Source organism: Microbacterium sp. Root280D1 (assembly GCF_001428975.1).
GTDB lineage: Bacteria > Actinomycetota > Actinomycetes > Actinomycetales > Microbacteriaceae > Microbacterium.
On sequence record NZ_LMJK01000001.1, the window covers coordinates 536,832 to 555,072 of the forward strand.

At 69.6% G+C, this 18,241-nt stretch carries 18 protein-coding genes; 11 read left to right on the top strand and 7 right to left on the bottom strand.

What is annotated here, in order from left to right:
- Positions 1–27: 27 nt before the first annotated feature.
- The 6 genes from ASE34_RS02700 (at position 28) to ASE34_RS02725 (ending at position 8,328) form a co-directional block, all read left to right on the top strand.
- Positions 28–1,536 (top strand): glycoside hydrolase family 32 protein, encoded by a 1,509-nt coding sequence (locus ASE34_RS02700; protein ID WP_230100836.1) that lies wholly within the window; start codon positions 28–30, stop codon positions 1,534–1,536.
- Positions 1,530–2,468, top strand: coding sequence for a carbohydrate kinase family protein (locus ASE34_RS02705; RefSeq protein ID WP_056276263.1), 939 nt, complete (start codon positions 1,530–1,532; stop codon positions 2,466–2,468). Before ASE34_RS02700 ends, ASE34_RS02705 begins: the two co-directional genes overlap by 7 nt.
- A gap of 164 nt (positions 2,469–2,632) precedes the next feature.
- On the top strand, positions 2,633–2,845 hold the full coding sequence (locus ASE34_RS02710; RefSeq protein ID WP_056277661.1) for a heavy-metal-associated domain-containing protein: 213 nt from the start codon (positions 2,633–2,635) through the stop codon (positions 2,843–2,845).
- Positions 2,842–3,804, top strand: coding sequence for a hypothetical protein (locus ASE34_RS02715; protein ID WP_056276266.1), 963 nt, complete (start codon positions 2,842–2,844; stop codon positions 3,802–3,804). The genes ASE34_RS02710 and ASE34_RS02715 overlap by 4 nt, the downstream gene beginning before the upstream one ends.
- Positions 3,805–3,873: 69 nt before the next feature.
- Positions 3,874–6,135: a heavy metal translocating P-type ATPase gene (locus ASE34_RS02720; protein WP_056276268.1), complete on the top strand. Its 2,262-nt coding sequence runs from the start codon at positions 3,874–3,876 to the stop codon at positions 6,133–6,135.
- A gap of 66 nt (positions 6,136–6,201) precedes the next feature.
- On the top strand, positions 6,202–8,328 hold the full coding sequence (locus tag ASE34_RS02725) for a heavy metal translocating P-type ATPase (RefSeq protein ID WP_056276270.1): 2,127 nt from the start codon (positions 6,202–6,204) through the stop codon (positions 8,326–8,328).
- Between the two features lie 138 nt (positions 8,329–8,466).
- Here ASE34_RS02725 and ASE34_RS02730 read toward each other — a convergent pair whose 3' ends face one another.
- Positions 8,467–9,513: an NAD(P)-dependent alcohol dehydrogenase gene (locus ASE34_RS02730; RefSeq protein WP_056276273.1), complete on the bottom strand. Its 1,047-nt coding sequence runs from the start codon at positions 9,511–9,513 to the stop codon at positions 8,467–8,469.
- Between the two features lie 156 nt (positions 9,514–9,669).
- Here ASE34_RS02730 and ASE34_RS02735 point away from each other — a divergent pair, with 156 nt between their 5' ends.
- The gene (locus ASE34_RS02735; RefSeq protein ID WP_053098499.1) at positions 9,670–10,065 is read left to right on the top strand and encodes an ArsR/SmtB family transcription factor; all 396 of its coding nucleotides are present in this window, start codon (positions 9,670–9,672) and stop codon (positions 10,063–10,065) included.
- Between the two features lies 1 nt (position 10,066).
- On the top strand, positions 10,067–11,044 hold the full coding sequence (locus ASE34_RS02740) for an SRPBCC family protein (protein WP_056276277.1): 978 nt from the start codon (positions 10,067–10,069) through the stop codon (positions 11,042–11,044).
- Between the two features lie 78 nt (positions 11,045–11,122).
- On the opposite strand, the gene ASE34_RS02745 is transcribed toward ASE34_RS02740, so the two are convergent.
- Positions 11,123–11,545 (bottom strand): DoxX family membrane protein, encoded by a 423-nt coding sequence (locus ASE34_RS02745; protein WP_053098501.1) that lies wholly within the window; start codon positions 11,543–11,545, stop codon positions 11,123–11,125.
- Between the two features lie 38 nt (positions 11,546–11,583).
- Positions 11,584–12,321 (bottom strand): ribonuclease H family protein, encoded by a 738-nt coding sequence (locus ASE34_RS02750; protein WP_053098502.1) that lies wholly within the window; start codon positions 12,319–12,321, stop codon positions 11,584–11,586.
- 85 nt (positions 12,322–12,406) lie between these two features.
- Between ASE34_RS02750 and ASE34_RS02755 the strand changes: the two genes are divergently transcribed.
- Positions 12,407–13,462, top strand: a complete 1,056-nt coding sequence (locus ASE34_RS02755; protein ID WP_056276280.1) for a mechanosensitive ion channel family protein — start codon at positions 12,407–12,409, stop codon at positions 13,460–13,462.
- Between the two features lie 9 nt (positions 13,463–13,471).
- Here ASE34_RS02755 and ASE34_RS02760 read toward each other — a convergent pair whose 3' ends face one another.
- The 4 genes from ASE34_RS02760 to ASE34_RS02775 are packed head-to-tail and all read right to left on the bottom strand — an operon-like array spanning position 13,472 to position 15,493.
- Positions 13,472–13,714 carry a hypothetical protein gene (locus tag ASE34_RS02760; protein ID WP_056276283.1) on the bottom strand — a complete coding sequence of 81 codons (243 nt, stop codon included), beginning with the start codon at positions 13,712–13,714 and terminating at the stop codon, positions 13,472–13,474.
- Between the two features lie 60 nt (positions 13,715–13,774).
- On the bottom strand, positions 13,775–14,113 hold the full coding sequence (locus ASE34_RS02765; protein ID WP_056276285.1) for a hypothetical protein: 339 nt from the start codon (positions 14,111–14,113) through the stop codon (positions 13,775–13,777).
- Between the two features lie 35 nt (positions 14,114–14,148).
- Positions 14,149–14,454, bottom strand: coding sequence for a protealysin inhibitor emfourin (locus ASE34_RS02770; protein WP_056276288.1), 306 nt, complete (start codon positions 14,452–14,454; stop codon positions 14,149–14,151).
- Positions 14,429–15,493: a M4 family metallopeptidase gene (locus ASE34_RS02775; RefSeq protein ID WP_056276289.1), complete on the bottom strand. Its 1,065-nt coding sequence runs from the start codon at positions 15,491–15,493 to the stop codon at positions 14,429–14,431. Before ASE34_RS02775 ends, ASE34_RS02770 begins: the two co-directional genes overlap by 26 nt.
- 238 nt (positions 15,494–15,731) lie before the next feature.
- Here ASE34_RS02775 and ASE34_RS02780 point away from each other — a divergent pair, with 238 nt between their 5' ends.
- Together ASE34_RS02780 and ASE34_RS02785 are read left to right on the top strand one after the other, a co-directional pair.
- Entirely contained in the window at positions 15,732–16,949 is a 1,218-nt protein-coding gene (locus tag ASE34_RS02780) for a hypothetical protein (RefSeq protein ID WP_056276293.1), read from the top strand.
- A 68-nt stretch (positions 16,950–17,017) separates the two neighbouring features.
- Positions 17,018–18,223, top strand: coding sequence for a hypothetical protein (locus ASE34_RS02785; RefSeq protein ID WP_056276295.1), 1,206 nt, complete (start codon positions 17,018–17,020; stop codon positions 18,221–18,223).
- Positions 18,224–18,241 lie beyond the last annotated feature (18 nt).

Below are 18,241 nucleotides of genomic sequence, written 5' to 3' on the forward strand. Positions count from 1 at the left end.
CCACCACAGAGAAAGACGACTACCCCGGTGACCCCCACTGACTCTCCTCCGGTCCGCACCACGAGCCCGCGCACGCACTTCGCGCCGCGGAACAACTGGATGAACGATCCGAACGGACTCGTCTTCCACGACGGCATCCACCACCTGTACTTCCAGTGCAACCCGCACGGGATCTCGCACTCGAACGTGAGCTGGGGGCATGCGACGAGCACGGATCTCGCGCGATGGACCGAGCACGAGCCGGCCATCCTCTCGGACGACGCGGCGCAGATCTACTCCGGCTCCGTCGTGGTCGATCACGGCAACACCTCGGGATTCGGCACCGCCGAGGAGCCGGCCCTGGTCGCCCTCTACACGGCGGCCGCTGCAGGGCATCAGGCCCAGGCCCTCGCGTACAGCACCGACGGCGGATACGTCTGGACGAAGTACGAGGGCAACCCGGTGCTCGACCGTGGCACCAGCGACTTCCGCGACCCCAAGGTGTTCCGCTACGACGACGCCGACGGCGGGTACTGGGTCATGGTCGCGGTCGAAGCCCACGACCGGCAGGTGCTGTTCCACCGGTCCGACGATCTCACGACCTGGACGTATCTCTCGTCGTACGGCCCCGCGGGACCCGTCGGCGGGGTCTGGGAGTGCCCCGACATGTTCCGGCTCGCCGTCGACGGCGATGAGACCGACTCGCGGTGGGTGCTGCTCATCAGCCTCAACCCCGGGGGCATCGCGGGGGGATCGGGAACCCACTACGTCGTGGGGGAGTTCGACGGCACGACGTTCCGCGCGAGCGCACCGCATCCGACTCCCTCGCGGCGGCTGATGGTCGACCGCAGTCAATCACGAGACGAGCTCGAGGCGTACGGCTGGATCGACTTCGGCCCGGACTGCTACGCCGGTGTCACCTTCGACGGCCTCGCCGAGAGCGAGCGGACGCTGATCGCGTGGATGGACAACTGGGAGTACGCCGGCCGCATCCCCCAGGACGACTCGTCCGAGTACCGCACCGCGATGACTCTCCCTCGACGGCTCTCGCTCACCCGCGACCGCAGTGGCGTGGTGCGTCTGCGCCAGGCGCCGGCGGTCGACGCCGCACCCGTCGAGTTCACCGAGCTCGGCTCGATGACGGGCCCGACCACGGTGTCCGAGCAGCTGCCGGATGCCGCGCGGATTAGGGTCTCGGCGGCGTTCGGAGACGCGCGAGGAGTCGAACTGCGCCTCGAGGGCGTGGATGCGGGTGGGGTCGTGATCCGTCAGGACCGCGCGAGCGGGCGCATCGACGTCGTCCGCCCCGAGCTGATCCCTCCCGCCGGGGTCGGCGGGTCGATGTCGATGCCCGCCACTCGCCCGGACGAGATCGACTGGGAGATCTGGATCGATCGGCTGAACGACAGGGTGTCGTCTCTCGAGCTCTTCGCGGAGGACGGCGTTCGGGTGCTCACGGCGCTGATCCCTGCCGCTGCGCATCGCTCATGCGTGCTGGAGGCCTCGGGGGGAGCGCTCCTCGACGCCCGTGCCGCCGTCGCCGAGCTGACGTGCTGACGACTGCACGGTGCCTCGTCGTGGGGGAGGCGCTCGTCGACGTCGTCGGCGGTGTGCCCCACCCCGGCGGATCGCCGATGAACGTGGCGGTGGGGCTCTCTCGTCTCGGGCTCGCGACGAGACTGCTCACGCGGATCGGTGACGACCCGCACGGACGGATGCTGGGCGAGCACCTCGCCCGGGAGGGGGTCGCCGTCGTGCCGACGAGCATGAGAGCAGGGGAGCGCACGTCCCGCGCCGTCGCCGTGATCGGGGCCGACGGGGCTGCGGCCTACGACTTCGACATCGAGTGGGATGTGTCAGCGGAGGTCGCGATCGCAGAGGCCGCCGGCGTCGACGTGGTGCATGTCGGCTCGCTCGGCGCGGTGCTCGACCCCGGAGCGGATGTCGTCCGCGCGATGATCGACGCGGTGCCCGACGGCATTCTGCGCACCTACGATCCCAACATCCGGGGCGAGCTTCTCGGGCCGCGCGCGGCCGCGACCGAGCGTGTCGAGGCGATCATGGCGGCGTCGCACATCGTGAAGCTCAGCGATGAGGATGCCGAGTGGCTGTATCCCGGATGCCCGATCGATGACGTGCTCGCGCGGGTGATCGCGCTGGGTGCGCGGCTCGCCGTCGTCACCCGGGGAGGTGACGGGTGCGTCTCGCTCATCGAGGGAGGAGCGGGGCCGGTCGAGAGAGAGGCGCCGCCGGTCCAGGTGGTCGACACGATCGGTGCGGGCGATTCCTTCATGTCCGGCCTCATCCACGGCGTGGTCTCCGACGGTCTGGTGCCGGCGCTCGCCGGCGACGCGTTCCATCCCGACGCTCGCGATCTGACGCAGTTCGAACGCGTGACCGAGGCCGCGCTCGCCGGCGCGGCCGTCACCGTGTCCCGGCGCGGCGCGAACCCGCCGCGCCTGAGTGAGCTGGCGATCTCCTCGCGCTGACGCGCCCGCACTCCCACGCACCGCACGCACCGCACGCACCGCACGCACCGCACGGCCGGTTCGTGCGGTGCGATTTTCGTGCGCCCATCGTGGAATACCCGGAGAGGGTATACGCTTGTGTCTAATACCCCCCTGGGGTACTAGAACGAAGACAAGGAGACATGATGACGAAGAACGAGTTCCAGGTGACGGGCATGACGTGCGGCCACTGCGAGATGTCGGTCCGCGAAGAGGTCTCCGAAGTTCCCGGCGTCGAAGACGTCCAGGTGAGCGCTCAGAACGGCACGCTCGTCGTCACCGGATCCGCCCCGATCGACGAGACGCGGATCCTCGCAGCCGTCGCCGAGGCGGGCTATTCGGCGGTGCGGACGTCATGAACTCCGGCGCACGGCTCGGCCTCTTCGGGGCCGGCCTGGTGGTGGCGTTCGGCGCGGCCTTCGGCCTCGCCGGCGTCATCGTCCCCGCGAGTGCCGTGAGTGACTGGACGAAGGGTGCGGAGATGGACGAACACGACACTCACGATGCGAGTGCCGCCGGTTCCGGCGAGGGCGAGAGTGCTCCGGCGGACGACCTGAAGGGGCTCTCCCTCGGGCTCGACGGCTACACGATGTCGCCGGTCGAGGCCCCGACATCGACGGGAGAACCCGGTGAGCTGGCGTTCCGGATCGACGACGCAGACGGCATCCCGGTGACGGCGTATGCCACCGCGCACGAGAAGCAGCTCCACCTGATCGTCGTGCGCTCCGACGGAAGCCAGTACCGCCACGTGCATCCGGTGCTCGATGAGTCGACCGGCACCTGGTCGCTGCCGTGGGAGTGGACGGATGCCGGCGCATACCGCGTCTTCGCGGACTTCACGCCGGCGGGCGCCGATGCGCCGTCGCTCACTCTCGCGCGCACCGTCGAGGTGGCGGGCGAGTTCGCACCCGTCGCGCCGCAGCCGACGCAGGTCGCCGAGGTCGCCGGCTATACGGTCTCGGTCGACGGGGCTCTCGAGGCCGGGGCGGTGAGCGACCTGACGTTCACCGTGACCCGCGACGGCCGGCCGGTCACCGCTCTGCAGCCGTATCTCGGGGCGTTCGGGCATCTCGTGGCACTCCGGGACGGAGACCTCGCCTACCTGCACGTGCACGCCGCGGGCGCTGAACCCGCACCGGGCGAGACGTCGGGGCCGGAGATCGCGTTCGCCGCCGAGGCTCCGACTGCCGGGCGCTACCTGCTGTACCTGGACTTCCAGGTCGACGGCGCCGTGCACACCGCCGCGTTCGTGCTCGATGCCGCTCCGGCTGACGGCGCGCCCGAATCCGACGGCGACTCGCACGACGACGCGCACTGACCGTCGCTCATCGCCCCCACCGCGGCTGCCCGCTGCGACCCACAACGACATCGCACAGAAGGAACGAACATGACCACGTCAGCACCCCCGACCACGGGGACAGGTCTCGAGCTGGAGATCGGCGGGATGACCTGCGCGTCCTGCGCGATGCGGATCGAGAAGAAGCTGAACAGGCTCGAGGGCGTCGTGGCGACCGTCAACTACGCGACCGAGAAGGCGAAGGTCACCGTTCCCGAGGGGTACGACCCGGCCGCGCTGATCGCCGAGGTCGAGAAGACCGGCTACTCGGCGTCGCTGCCTGCCCCGAAGGGGGTGGTGCGTGACGCCGGAGATCTCGACGCCGAGGACCCGGAGCTTCGCTCGCTGCGCACTCGCCTGATCGGTGCGGTCGTGCTGACCGTGCCGGTGATCGCCATGGCGATGATCCCCGCGCTGCAGTTCACGTACTGGCAGTGGGCGTCGCTCGCACTGGCCGCTCCCGTGATCCTCTGGGCGGCCTGGCCGTTCCACCGGGCGGCCTGGATGAACCTCCGCCACGGCACTGCGACGATGGACACGCTCATCTCCCTGGGCACATCGGCCGCCTTCCTCTGGTCGTTGTACGCGCTGTTCTTCGGCTCGGCCGGCACGCCGGGCATGACCCATCCCTTCGAGTTCGCGCTCGCTCCGTCCGATGGAGCGGCGAACATCTACCTCGAGGTGGGTGCCGGTGTCACGATGTTCATCCTCGCCGGGCGCTATTTCGAGAAGCGGTCGAAGAAGCAGGCCGGCGCGGCGCTGCGTGCGCTGCTCGAGCTCGGCGCGAAGGACGTCGCCGTGCTGCGCGGTGGGGTCGAGGCCAAGATCCCGGTCGAGGACCTGCAGGTGGGAGACGAATTCGTCGTGCGGCCCGGTGAGAAGATCGCGACCGACGGCATCGTGGTGTCGGGCACGTCGGCCGTCGACGCGTCGATGCTCACGGGCGAGGCCGTGCCGGTCGAGGTCGCCGAGGGCGACGCCGTCACGGGCGCCACGGCGAACGTCGGTGGGCGGCTCGTGGTTCGCGCCACCCGGATCGGTTCCGACACGCAATTGGCGCAGATGGCCCAGCTCGTCGAGGACGCCCAGACGGGGAAGGCGGAGGTGCAGCGCCTCGCCGACCGCATCTCGGGTGTCTTCGTGCCGATCGTGATCGTGATCGCCGTCGTCACGCTGGGTGGCTGGCTCGGCGCCGGGTTCCCCATGACGGCGGCGTTCACCGCGGCGGTCGCCGTGCTCGTGATCGCGTGCCCCTGCGCGCTCGGCCTCGCGACGCCCACCGCGCTGCTCGTCGGCACGGGCCGCGGAGCGCAGATGGGAGTGCTCATCAAGGGGCCGGAGGTCCTGGAGTCCACTCGCACGGTCGACACCGTGGTGCTCGACAAGACGGGAACCGTCACCACCGGCAGGATGACGCTCGTCGACGTGTTCGTCGAGCCGGGCACCGACCGTTCGGATCTCCTGCGGCTGGCCGGTGCGCTGGAGGATGCCTCCGAGCACCCGATCGCGCAGGCGATCGCCAAGGGCGCGACCCAGGAGATAGGCGCACTGCCCGCACCAGAGGACTTCGCGAACATCGAGGGCAAGGGCGTGCAGGGCGTCGTCGACGGCCACACCGTCATCGTCGGCCGGGATTCGCTCCTCGCCGAGTGGGCGCAGGCGCTGAGCCCCGAGCTCGCCGCCACGAAGGCCCGCGCCGAGGGCGAGGGCAAGACGGTCGTCGCGGTCGGATGGGACGGCCTGGCTCGCGGCATCCTGGTCGTCGCCGACACCGTGAAGCCGAGCAGTGCCGAGGCGATCGCCCGGTTCAGGGCGATCGGGCTGACGCCCATCCTGCTCACCGGAGACAACGAGGCCGTCGCCCGGCGGATCGCCGCGGAGGTCGGCATCGACGAGGTCGTCGCCGAAGTCCTCCCGGCAGACAAGGTCGCGGTCATCACCCGCCTGCAGGGTGAGGGGAAGACGGTCGCGATGATCGGCGACGGCGTCAACGACGCACCCGCCCTCGCCCAGGCCGACCTCGGCCTGGCCATGGGCACCGGAGCGGATGTCGCGATCGAGGCGTCCGACATCACCCTGGTGCGCGGTGATCTGCGCAGCGCGGTCGACGCGATCCGGCTCTCGCGGGCGACGCTCTCGACCATCAAGACCAACCTGTTCTGGGCCTTCGCCTACAACGTGGCGGCCATCCCGGTCGCGGCGCTGGGAATGCTCAACCCGATGCTGGCCGGTGCGGCGATGGCGCTGTCGAGCGTCTTCGTCGTGGGCAACAGCCTGCGTCTGCGCGGGTTCCGCAGCATCGCGACGCGGTGACCCCTAGGCTCTCGGCGACCGCCGAGACACACTGAGAACGACACCCGGTACGGGAGGACGGGACCCATGACTGCACACGACGCGCACGGAACCCCCGGGGGAGGCCACCAGGTCTCGCACGACGATCACGCTCGGGACGCGGACGCGGCTCACAGCGAGCACGCGGACCACGGCGGGCACGGTGGACATGGTGGGCGCGGCGGGCATGGCGGGCACGGTGACCACGTCGGTCAGTTCCGTCGCCTGTTCTGGGTCAATCTCCTGCTCGCCGTGCCGGTGGTGGCGTTCTCGCCGATGTTCGCGATGATCTTCGGCTACGACGTCGCCGGAGGTGCCCGGTTCATCTCGCCCGTGCTCGGCACCGTCATGTATGTCTGGGGCGGATGGCCGTTCCTCACCGGGGCGATCAGCGAGCTGAAGGCCCGCAAGCCCGGGATGATGCTGCTGATCGCCCTCGCGATCACGGTCGCGTTCTTCGCCTCATGGGGCGCGACGCTCGGCATCCTCCATCACGAGCTCGAGTTCTGGTGGGAGCTCGCACTGCTCATCGTCATCATGCTGCTGGGCCACTGGATCGAGATGAGGTCCCTCGCGCAGACGACGTCGGCGCTCGACTCCCTCGCGGCGCTGTTGCCCGACGAGGCCGAACGGGTCGAGGGCGACGAGATCGTCACGGTCGCACCCGCCGATCTCGTCGTCGGCGACGTGGTCGTCATCCGTCCCGGGGCGAGCATTCCGGCCGATGGTCGCATCATCGACGGCACAGCCGCCATGGACGAGTCCATGGTGACAGGCGAGTCCCGCCCGGTCACCCGTGCGACCGGTGACACGGTGACCGCGGGCACGGTCGCGACCGACTCAGGTCTGCGGGTCGAGATCACCGCCACCGGGGATGACACCGCGCTCGCCGGCATCCAGCGGCTGGTGACCGATGCACAGAACTCCTCGTCGCGGGCGCAGCGCATCGCCGACCGCGCAGCCGCCCTGCTGTTCTGGTTCGCGCTGCTCTCGGCCGCTCTGACCGCGCTGGTGTGGACTCTCGTCGGGGATCCGGATGCCGCGGTCGTGCGCAGCATCACCGTGCTCGTCATCGCCTGCCCGCACGCGCTCGGCCTCGCGATCCCGCTGGTCGTGTCGATCGCGACCGAGCGCGCAGCCCGGGGCGGGGTGCTCGTCAAGGATCGCCTCGCGCTCGAGAGCATGCGCACCGTCGACGCCGTGCTGTTCGACAAGACGGGCACGCTGACGAAGGGCGCGCCGACCGTGACCGCCGTCGAGCCGACCGGTGAGATCGACGCCGATCGTCTGCTGGCGCTCGCCGCCTCGGCTGAGGCCGACAGTGAGCATCCGCTCGCTCGCGCGATCGTGCGCGCGGCGGAGGAGAGAGGGCTGACGCTCTCGAAGGCCTCCGGGTTCACGTCGTCGCCTGCCGTGGGCGTGACCGCCACGGTCGACGGCAGAGAGGTGCGCGTGGGCGGGCCGAAGCTCCTCGACGAGGTGGGCGGCCGAGAGATCTCCGCCGCAGACGGGTGGCGAGACGAGGGTGCCATCATCCTGCACGTGACCGTCGATGGACAGGTGGCCGGCGGTCTGAAGCTCGCCGACGAGGTGCGACCGGAGTCTCAGCAGGCGGTCGACGCGCTCCACCGCCTCGGCGTCGAGGTCGTCATGATCACCGGCGACGCCCAGGCCGTGGCCGATTCCGTCGCAGCCCGGCTCGGCATCGACCGGGTGTTCGCCGGGGTGCGTCCCGAAGACAAGTCAGCCAAGGTGAAGGAGCTGCAGGCAGAGGGCAAGAAGGTCGCGATGGTCGGCGACGGCGTCAACGACGCCCCCGCCCTCGCTCAGGCCGACGTCGGCATCGCGATCGGCGCCGGGACCGATGTCGCCATCGCCTCGGCCGGGGTGATCCTCGCGAGCTCCGACCCGCGGTCGGTGATCTCGGTCATCGAGCTCTCCCGCGCCGCATACCGCAAGATGCGGCAGAACCTGTGGTGGGCGGCCGGATACAACCTGCTGTCGGTGCCGCTCGCCGCCGGCATCCTGGCACCCGTGGGATTCGTCCTGCCGATGTCGGTCGGAGCGGTGCTGATGTCGCTCTCGACGATCGTCGTCGCGCTCAATGCGCAGCTGCTCCGGCGCATCGACCTGTCGCCCGAGGCCAGTGTGCGGGGTGTGCTCGAGCGGGCCTGACGCGGGATCGCCTCGGTGATCCCGCGAACACCGAGATCTCACCGGCGCTTCAGCGCGGTGACGGTGCTCGATCGGCGGTGCAGACAGCAGCGGCCGCCCCGCCTGTGAGACGGAGCGGCCGCTGTGCGAAAGCGCCGTCTACGGGACGATGACTGCGCGGCCGCGGATGCTGTTCGAGGCGAGATCCTCGTACGCCTTCGGGCCGTCGTCGAGCGAGTACGTCTCGGTCTGCACGTGGATCTTTCCCACGCGCGCGAGATCGAGCACCTCGATCAGTTCCGAGCGCGATCCCCAGTAGGGGATTCGCACGGCGGCGTCGTAGGCGATCGCGCCGAAGCCGAGCGACATGGTTCCGCCGCCGATGCCGACGATCGTCACGTCGGAATCGAGTGCGGCGACACTCTGCGCCAGGGCCATCGTCGGGTTCGCGCCCACGAAGTCGAACACGGCGTTGGCGCCCAGACCGCCGGTGATCTCGCGGATCTTGTCGGCGGCGGATGCATCGCTGATCAGGACGTGGTCTGCGCCCACTTCGGTGGCGAGCTCGAGCTTCGTGTCGTTCACGTCGAGGGCGATGACGGTGGCGCCAGAGATCGCCTTCAGGATCTGGATGCCGACATGGCCGAGCCCGCCGGTGCCGATGACGACGGCGAAGGTGCCGGCGCCGAGCTTGGGGAGTGAGCGCTTGATCGCGTGGTACGGGGTGAGGCCGGCGTCGGTCAGCGAGACGTTCTGCACGGGGTCGAGGTCGCCGAGCGGCACGAGGTGGCGGGCATCATCGACGATCATGTACTCGGCCATCGAACCCTGGCTGCCGAGGCCGGGAGGGCGGATGCCCTCAGCCGCGGCGTTGGTGCAGTAGTTCTCCATGCCCTGTGAGCAGTTGTGGCAGCGGCCACAGCCCCACGGACCGTAGACCGCCACGGCGTCGCCGACCTTCAGCGTCGAGTCGACGCCCTCTCCGATCTCGTGCACGATGCCTGCGCCCTCATGGCCGAGCGTCAGGGGCAGCGGATAGCTCTGCTCGAGGTAGTCCTTCTCAGGAAGGCCCATGACGTAGTCGTCGGAATGGCAGACGCCGCCCGCAGTGATCTTGAGCAGAACCTGACCGGGGCCGGGCTGAGGAATCGGGATGTCGACGACGACAGGGGGCTTGCCGATCTCGACGTAACGGAGAGCTTTCATGTGCTTCTTCTTCCTGGCGCCCGAGCGGTCTGCCGCGCGGTGCGGAGGCGTGGGCGCTCGAGGCCGTCTCTTCCAGTATCCGCTCGCGGCGTGAGCGGTGGCTGTTGCGGCAGAACCCTTGACATCCGCTCTCTCTCGGGTCTAACGTACAACCAAATGGTTGCACAAAGAGAACTGAGCGAAGCGGAGGTCGACCGTGTGTTCCACGCATTGGCGACGTCGACCCGACGCGACATCCTGCGTCGGACGATCGAGCGGGAGCAGTCCGTCTCGACCCTCGCCTCCGAATACGAGATGTCGTTCGCCGCGGTGCAGAAGCACGTGGCCGTGCTCGAAGCGGCGAATCTCATCGTCAAGCGCGCCGAGGGACGCGAGCGGCTCGTCCGCGCGAACCCCGAGATGATCGCCCGCGCCCGGGCGCTCCTCGCCCGATACGAAGAGCTGTGGCGTTCGCGCATCGCCCGGCTCGACGAGCTGCTGGCCGAGACGCCGGCATCCCGCACCGATACGACAGACACCACCGATGTTCCACGAACCGAAGAAGGAGACTGACATGCCCGTCACGGATGTCACCACCGATGCCGACAACCTCACCATGACCGTCGTCGCCGATTTCGCGGCGCCGATCGAGCGGGTCTGGGCCGCATACAGCGACCCGCGCCAGCTCGAGCGCTTCTGGGGCCCTCCCGGATGGCCGGCCACCTTCACCGCCTGGGACCACACGGTCGGCGGACGTGCGCAGTACTCGATGAGCGGGCCGCGCGGCGAGAAGTCGTCGGGGTCGTGGGAGTTCCTCTCGATCGATGCCCCGCACAGCTTCGAGGTGCTCGACTCGTTCGTCGACGATGAGGGCAACCCTCTCGACGGCTTCCCCGCGCAGCGGATGTCGTTCGCCTTCGAGTCCACCCCAGGCGGCACCCGCATGGTCACGACCAGTCACTTCGACTCGGTCGAGGCGATCGAGCAGGTCGTCGAGATGGGCCAGATCGAGGGTCTGAAGCTGGCGATGAGCCAGCTCGACGCCGTGCTGCAGGATCTGCGCGACTACGCGCAGGGCAAGGGCACGCAGGTCGAGCTGCTCGACGACACCCACGTGCGCATCACGCGTCTCGTCGAGGGACCGCGCGAACTGGTCTGGCGTGCGCACAACGACCCCGAGCTCATGAAGCAGTGGCTGCTCGGACCCGACGGGTGGGAGATGACCGAGTGCGTGGTTGCCACCGAGGTCGGTCAGACCTATCGCAACTCGTGGGCGCCCGTGGGCGACACCGAGGGGCAGCCGTTCGGATTCGAGGGCGAGGCGCTGCTGATCGACGCACCGCGGCGGTCGGTGCAGACCGAGCGGATGATCGGGATGCCGGTCGAGACGCTGAACGACCTGAACCTCTACGAAGAGGACGGGGCGACGCTCATCACGCTCTACATCGAGTACCCCGACAAGGAGACGCGCGACATGATCCTCGCCACCGGCATGGCCGACGGCATGGAGACCTCGTACGCCCGCCTCGAGCGGGAGCTGCTCGCGGTCTGAGCTCCACGACTCCGGAAGGCCGGTCGCATCCCGCGGGGAACGGCCGGTCTTCCGCCGTTCCGGTGCAGAGCTTCGGAGTTATGGAGCGGCGGGAGCGGAGCCGGCCGCGTCGCGGCGCGGGCGGCGCGTAGACCAGATGGCCAGGGCGATCAGCACGGGCTGGAAGAACAGGCGCACGAATCGCTTCATGTCGGTGTCGAGGCCGAAGCCGTCGCGGTGATGCGTCCACTGCGCGATGTTGCCGGGGAAGACCGCGACGAAGAACAGTGCGGTGATCACGCCGACCAGTCCGCGGTGCTTGCGCGCGACGAGCAGCGCGGTGCCGAGTCCGATCTCGACGACACCGGAGGCGAGCACGGTCACGTCCGGGTCGATGGGCACCCACTCCGGCACCTGCGCCTGGAACTCCTCGCGCGCGAACGTCAGATGCGAGACGCCCGCGAAGACGAGCGAGGAACCCAGGAAGACCCGGCCGATGGTGCGTGCGACATTCTTCGCCATGGTGCGAGTGTACGCGTGGCCCTCAGGGGTGAGGGCCGTCAGATCAGGCGGCGGAGCGCCTCTTCGAGCGTGACGCCCTGTGCCTCGGCGCGATCGCGCAGGCGGGCGTGCTCGTCGCTCGACAGCGCGAGTCGCACCTCGATCGGATCGTCGACGGGGGCATAGAGGCTGTCGAGCAGGTCGGATGGCTCGGCCCACAGGGGTTCGGCGAGAGACGTCGCGACGGCCGGGGATGCCGCAGCATCCTGCTCGCCGCGTGTCGCTGCGGCGGCGATCGGGGCGGATGCTGCGGCAGCGGCCCCGGCATCCGTCGCCATGGTGAACCCGGGCCCGCGGCGCGGCTCCTGCTGTGCCTGGTAGGCCTTCGCCGCGGCGTTCGCGCGCTCGTCGGCCGCCTCGTTCAGGGGGTGGCCGGCGTGGCCCTTGACCCACGAGAACTCGACGTCGCGCCCGCGGATCGCCTCGTCGATGCCCTCGAGCAGGTCGCGGTTGAGCACGGGCCCGCCGTCCGACTTGCGCCAGCCCTTGCGCTTCCATCCCGGCATCCACTTGGTCACCGAATCGATCACGTAGCGGCTGTCGCACTCGATCATCAGCTTCTCGGAGATGCCGGCCGTCGCCTGCAGCAGTTCGAGCACGGCCCGCAGCTCACCCTGGTTGTTCGTGCCGTGCGGGGAGCCGCCCGCGGCCCAGTTGGCGTCGTCGATGTACCAGGCCCAGCCGTTCGGGCCGGGGTTGCCCAGGGCGGAGCCGTCTGCGGCGGCGGTGATCGTCATTCCTCAACCGTAGCCGCGCGCGGCGACACTCCTTGCGCGGCTACGTGCGTTCGCCTCCGCCCGCCGCGGGACATAGTGTGGATCGATGCCTACCGACTTCTCCTGGGATTCCTGGGTCGGCACCGCCGCGTCGATCGCCATCCTCACGGTGATCTCTGCCGCCGCACTCGCGGTGCTGGCGCTCGCCGCCTCGCTGATCAGCCGTCGCGTGCCATGGGTGCGCGATCTCGCCAGACGCGTGCGCAACGCGATGATCGCGACGACCGCTGTGGTCGCGATCTGGATCGCGGGTGCGATCTCAGAGCCGGCGACACAGGAATGGTGGCCGGTGGTGTCCCGGCTGTTCCTGATCGCCACGATCCTCACCGGCTCGTGGTTGCTCGGCGCATCGATCTCATTCGGCTTCGAGCGATTGATGGCCAGAGAGGAGACGCTGCTCGTCGGTCCGGAAGCCCGCCGCCGTCGCACGCAGCTGCTCGTCATCCACCGGCTCGTTCTGGTCACGATCGCCGTGCTGTCTCTGGGGGCCGTGCTCTTCAGCTTCCCCGAGATGAGGGCCGTCGGCACCAGCCTGCTGGCCTCGGCCGGCATCGTCAGCATCATCGCCGGACTCGCTGCGCAGTCGATCCTCGGCAACCTCATCGCAGGGGTGCAGGTCGCTTTCACCGATGCGATCCGAGTCGGCGACGTGGTCGTCGTCGAAGGCGAATGGGGGCGGGTCGGCGAGATCAACCTGTCCTACGTGGTCGTCTACATCTGGGACGAGCGCCGCCTGGTCATTCCGTGCAGCTACTTCACGACGACACCGATCGAGACCTGGACGCGACGTTCCGACAAGATCCTCGGCACGGTCTACCTCGATCTCGACTGGCGAGTGCCGATGGATGAGCTGCGCCAGGAGTTCCAGCGCATCGTCGAGGCGTCACCCGCCTGGGACGGCCGTTCCTACGACTCCGCGGTGACGGAGGCACAGGGCGGTTACGTCACGGTGCGCCTGGTGATGTCGGCCAAGGACTCGGGCGATCAGTGGACACTGCGCTGCGAGGTACGGGAGAAGATGATCGGCTGGCTGCAGCGTGAGCATCCCGAGGCACTTCCCCGGACGCGAGTCGACCTGGGTGCCCCGCAGCTCGCGGACTGAGAAGGCGGGTCAGCCTTCGGGCTCGCGGTCTTCGGGCTCGCGATCTTCGATCGAGAACGCCGCGGGAGCGGGCGGGGCGACGGGGAAGGCGACGGAGCTGATCGATGCGCCGGCACCGAGACCGAGTCCGATGGCCAGCGGGTCGACCGCCGGCGCGGCGTCGAGCACCTCGGTCTCCGACCGCTCGAGCGGCTCGGAGGGCAGAGTCCACTGATTCTCTTCGTCATCGGCGCGCTGCTGGAAAAGTCCCATGGGTCCCATTCTCGACCCGCCTCGCGAAGGGGCGGTCGGATTCACACCGGATTGATCGGGTCAGGCCTCAGCCGGCTGGCGGCGGCGGAAAGTGAAGTACCCCTCGACAGCGCCGTGATTGACGACGCCGGTGCCGGTGCTGAGCATGCGCGCCGAGGTGGTCGCCCCGGACTCGACGAACGTGTACCCCGTGTGATCGAGCCGCCAGCCCACGCGTTCGACCTCGCTCAGGAAATAGCCGATGCTGTCATCGCTCATGAATCCGTTCTGCGCAGATCCCCAGGTCGAGGCCTCGCCGGTGAGTCGGCTGACCTCGACGTTGAGGTGCAGCAGCGCGTCACCGCGGTCGTAGGCGTCTCGGGCCAGCTGCAGCAGTCGGGCGGCCTCTTCGGTCGTCACGGGGTTGTGCCTCTCGTCGTCTGTGGATCGTTCGGTCAGGCCGCGGCCTCGCGCACCGCATCGACGAGTTCTCGCCACGGCCCGTCGAGTGCGGAGTCGGGGAGCTCGCGTTCGCGTTCCTCCGACGGTGTGCGCACGCGGATCAGCCACACGAAGCGGTCTGCGCCAGGATCGGCATCGCTGTCGGCATCCCACGGGCAGCTGTCGATCATCGCGATCCAGTGGTGCGTCTCGGTCGGGTCTGGTTCCACCCGCCACTTGCGACGGATGCCGGCGATGCCGCCCGTCCGCACCACCGCGATGACGACCGGCGCGTCACTCGACTCTGGGGACTCGCTCATCCTCATAGACTCCCACGGTCGCCCACGCACGTCGAGCGGCTGCGGCGGTCGCGTCGTCGATGGCGGATGCCGCGGCGAGGGTCGCGTCGGCGAACTCCGTGAAACTCGCGGTGCTCGACAGGCCGCCGGTGAGCGCGCGGTACCAGACCGTTCCGGCGGTCTCCCAGGCGTTGCCGCCGAGGTCGATCGCGAAGAGGGCGAAGGCCCGGTTGGGGATGCCCGAGTTGATGTGCACGCCGCCGTTGTCTTCTGTCGTGCGTACGAATCCGCTCATGTGATCGGGCTGCGGGTCTTTGCCGAGCTCGTCGTCGTCGTAGGCCGTGCCCGGGGCGATCATCGACCGCAGTGCACTGCCCTGCACGGCGTCCGTGAAGATCTCCGCCCCGATGAGCCAGGTGGCATCTGCGGCGGTCTGCCCGAGGAGGTACTGCTCGGTGAGCGCGCCGAAGACATCGGCGATCGACTCGTTCAGCGCGCCGGGCTGACCCTGGTACTCGAGGTTCGCGGTGTACTGCACCACACCGTGCGCGAGTTCGTGGCCGATCACCGTGGTCGATGAGGTGAAGCCGACGAACACCTCGCCGTCGCCGTCGCCGAACACCATGCGCTCGCCGTCCCAGAAGGCGTTGTCGTAGTCGATGCCGTAGTGCACGGTGGCGTCGAGAGGGGCGCCGGCGTCGTTGAGCGAGTTGCGCCCGAAGGCGGAGAGCAGCATCTCGAACGTCGCCCCGAGTCCGTCGAACGCCTCGTTGACCGACGGGTCGGCCACCGGCTCGTCGTCTTCGGAGCGGACGATCGCCCCGGGGAGGTTCTGGGTGTTGCCGGCGTCGCTGATCGTGCGGTTCGGCGCGTCCGACAGCTCGGCGACCAGGTCTCCGTTCTCGTCGATCGACAGATCGATGCGCGCACGGAACGGCGGTCTGCCCGCCGTCAGCGTCTGCCGTGCGGCGGCGGCCGCACGGGGATAGCGGCCCGACTCGGCCAGGCGCGCGAGCAGGTAGGACGGGACGACTCCGGGGATCTCGGTGTGGCTGCTCATGTTCAGACCCTACGCCGGGGGTCCGACGTTCGGGCGAGGGCTGGCGGGGCCGTGCGGAGTCGCCGCACGTGCGCCTCGGTCGGCCGGATGCGCCTGCATCGGCCGGATTCCGGGCCTCTGGCCGAGGAAAGCATGTGCCGCCGAGCCGGCGCACACGAACGATGTCGGAACGACACGACGATGACCGGAAATGGGCCCGACTTGATACTGAGAATCGTTATCAATAAAGTGGGCTCCTGTGACCTCCTCTCCCCGCGTCGGCCGCACTCTCCTGTTCGTGTCATTGCTCGCGGCCACCCTGACGGTGACCTCGTGCGCAGCATCCGATGCCCCGGCTCCTGCATCGAGCGCGAGCATTCCGCCGAACGACGGGGTCGACGGCGGGGGAGCGGCCGAGGTCGCATCGCCGGCTCTCGCGCTCGTCGTCGCCGACGCGGACGGCGAGCTGACCCTGCTCGACCTCGAGACCGAAGAACGGTCGACCCTCGTAGAGGGGGGCGCGGATGCGGATGCCGTGCTCGGCGTCGGCCGCTTCGCCCACGTGACCCATGTCGAGGGAGACCGCACGGTCGTCGACGTGATCGACTCCGGCCGCTGGACGGTTCCCCACGGCGACCACTCGCACTCCTTCCTCGGAGAACCCGGGCTGCTCGCCACGGTCGAGGGAAGCGGCGAGGCAGACATCCGAGTCGGTGACAGTGCGACCGCCATCCGCTTCGGCAGCGACGTCGCCCTCATCGACCACGAGAAGCTCGCCGATCTCGACGACGCGCCTCACCTCACACTCCCCGTCGACCCGGCCGGACCCGTCATCCCGTTCTCCGGGCACCTCCTCGCCGCCACCGACGAGACGATCGAGATCCTCGACGCGGAAGGCACCGCGACCGGCATCACCGTGCCCTGCACGAACGCGACCGACGTCGACCTCACCCGTGTCGGCGCCGTCTTCGCGTGCGACGCCGGTGCCGTGCTCGTGACCCGCCAAGTCGGCGGTGCGCTCGTCGCCGAGTCCATCCCCTACCCCGCGGGCGCCGTCGCGGCACCGGTTCTCGCCGGACGCGCGGACCGACCGGATCTCGCAGGCGTCGACGGCGACAGAGGTGCCTGGCTGCTCGACTCCCGGGCCCGCGAATGGATGCTGCTCGCCACGGACACCCCGCTCCTGCGCGCCGCGGCCATCGGCGACGACGACAGCCGCACCGTCGTGATCGCGGCGGACGGCACCGTGCGGGTGCTGGCCGCCGACGGCTCGGAACTCGTGCGCACGAGCGCCCTGCTCGCCGCATCCGTCGCGGACCCTGCCCTGCGCGAACTCGTGCACCTCGTCATCGACGCCGATCACGCGTACGTCTCCGACCCGGCCACAGGCGCGGTGCACGAGATCGACCACGGCGACGGCACCCTCACCCGCACTTTCGACGGCCTCGATCCGCAGTACCTCCAGCTCGTCGGCTGACACCGGACTCATCGGCGGCATCCGTCGTCACGCGCACCCGCGCACCCCCCCAGAAGAAGGAGACACCCATGCATCGACCCGCCCGCAGCCGCCTCGCGGCCGGCGCGATCGCCACGCTCGCCGTGGTCGCGCTCGCCGGATGCGCGACCGCCGCGCCCTCGGCATCCGGAGAGCCCGAGTCGTCGTCGGACCACGAAGGCGACACCAGAGTCGCGATCGCCTATGACGGCGGCATCACCGTGCTCGACGGCGAGACCCTCGAGACCGTCGACTCCGCCGAGCTGGACGGCTTCCTGCGCGTCAACCCGGCCGGCGACCACGACGGACATCTCTTCGTCACCGCGGCCGACGGATTCCACGTGCTCGACACCGGCCTCGCCTCGGACACCGTGGAGTTCACCGGCGAGATCTTCGACGCCGTCACCCCGGGCCACGCCACCCCGCATGCCGGGCGCACCGCTCTGTTCGACGACGGCACCGGAGACGTGACGCTCTTCGACACGGATGCCGTCGGCACCGGCACCCTGCCGGACTCGCGGACGGTCGCATCGGAGGCCGCTCATCACGGAGTCGCGATCGAGCTGTCTGACGGCACGCTGCTGTCGACCATCGGCACGTCGGAGTCGCGCAGCGGCGCCCGCCTGCTCGCGGAGGACGGCGGCGAGCTCGCCCGCAACGAGCAGTGCCCCGGGGTGCACGGCGAAGGCGCGCTCAAGGGCGAGACCATCGTGTTCGGCTGCGAAGACGGCGTGCTGGTGTTCGCCGACGGAGCGTTCACCAAGCTCGAGGCGCCTGACGACTTCGGTCGCTCGGGCAACGCGTACGTGACCGAGACGAGTGCGATCGCCGCCCTGGACTACAAGTCCGACCCCGATCAGGAGGGCTACCTGCTGTCGCAGCTCGCGCTCGTCGACACCGACGCGCAGAGCCTGTCGGTGGTCGACCTCCCGGAGGGCGTCGAGTACACGTGGCGCGGAGTCGGCCGCGACGGGCACGACAACATCATCGTGCTCGCATCCGACGGCACCCTGAACGTGCTCGACGAGACCGGCGCGGTGGTCGACTCGTGGGATGTCATCGAGCCGTGGGAGAGCCCCGACGAATGGCAGCAGCCGCACCCGGGACTCCGCGTGGTCGGCGACGTCGCCTACGTGACCGAGCCGGCAGAGAACCGCATCGTCGCCGTCGATCTGCACACCGGCGAGGTCGCGGCCGAGGCGACGCTCGACGTCGTGCCCGGCGAGTTCGTCGTGGTCGGCGCCGCCGGCCACTGACCGGCGCGAGGTACCGCT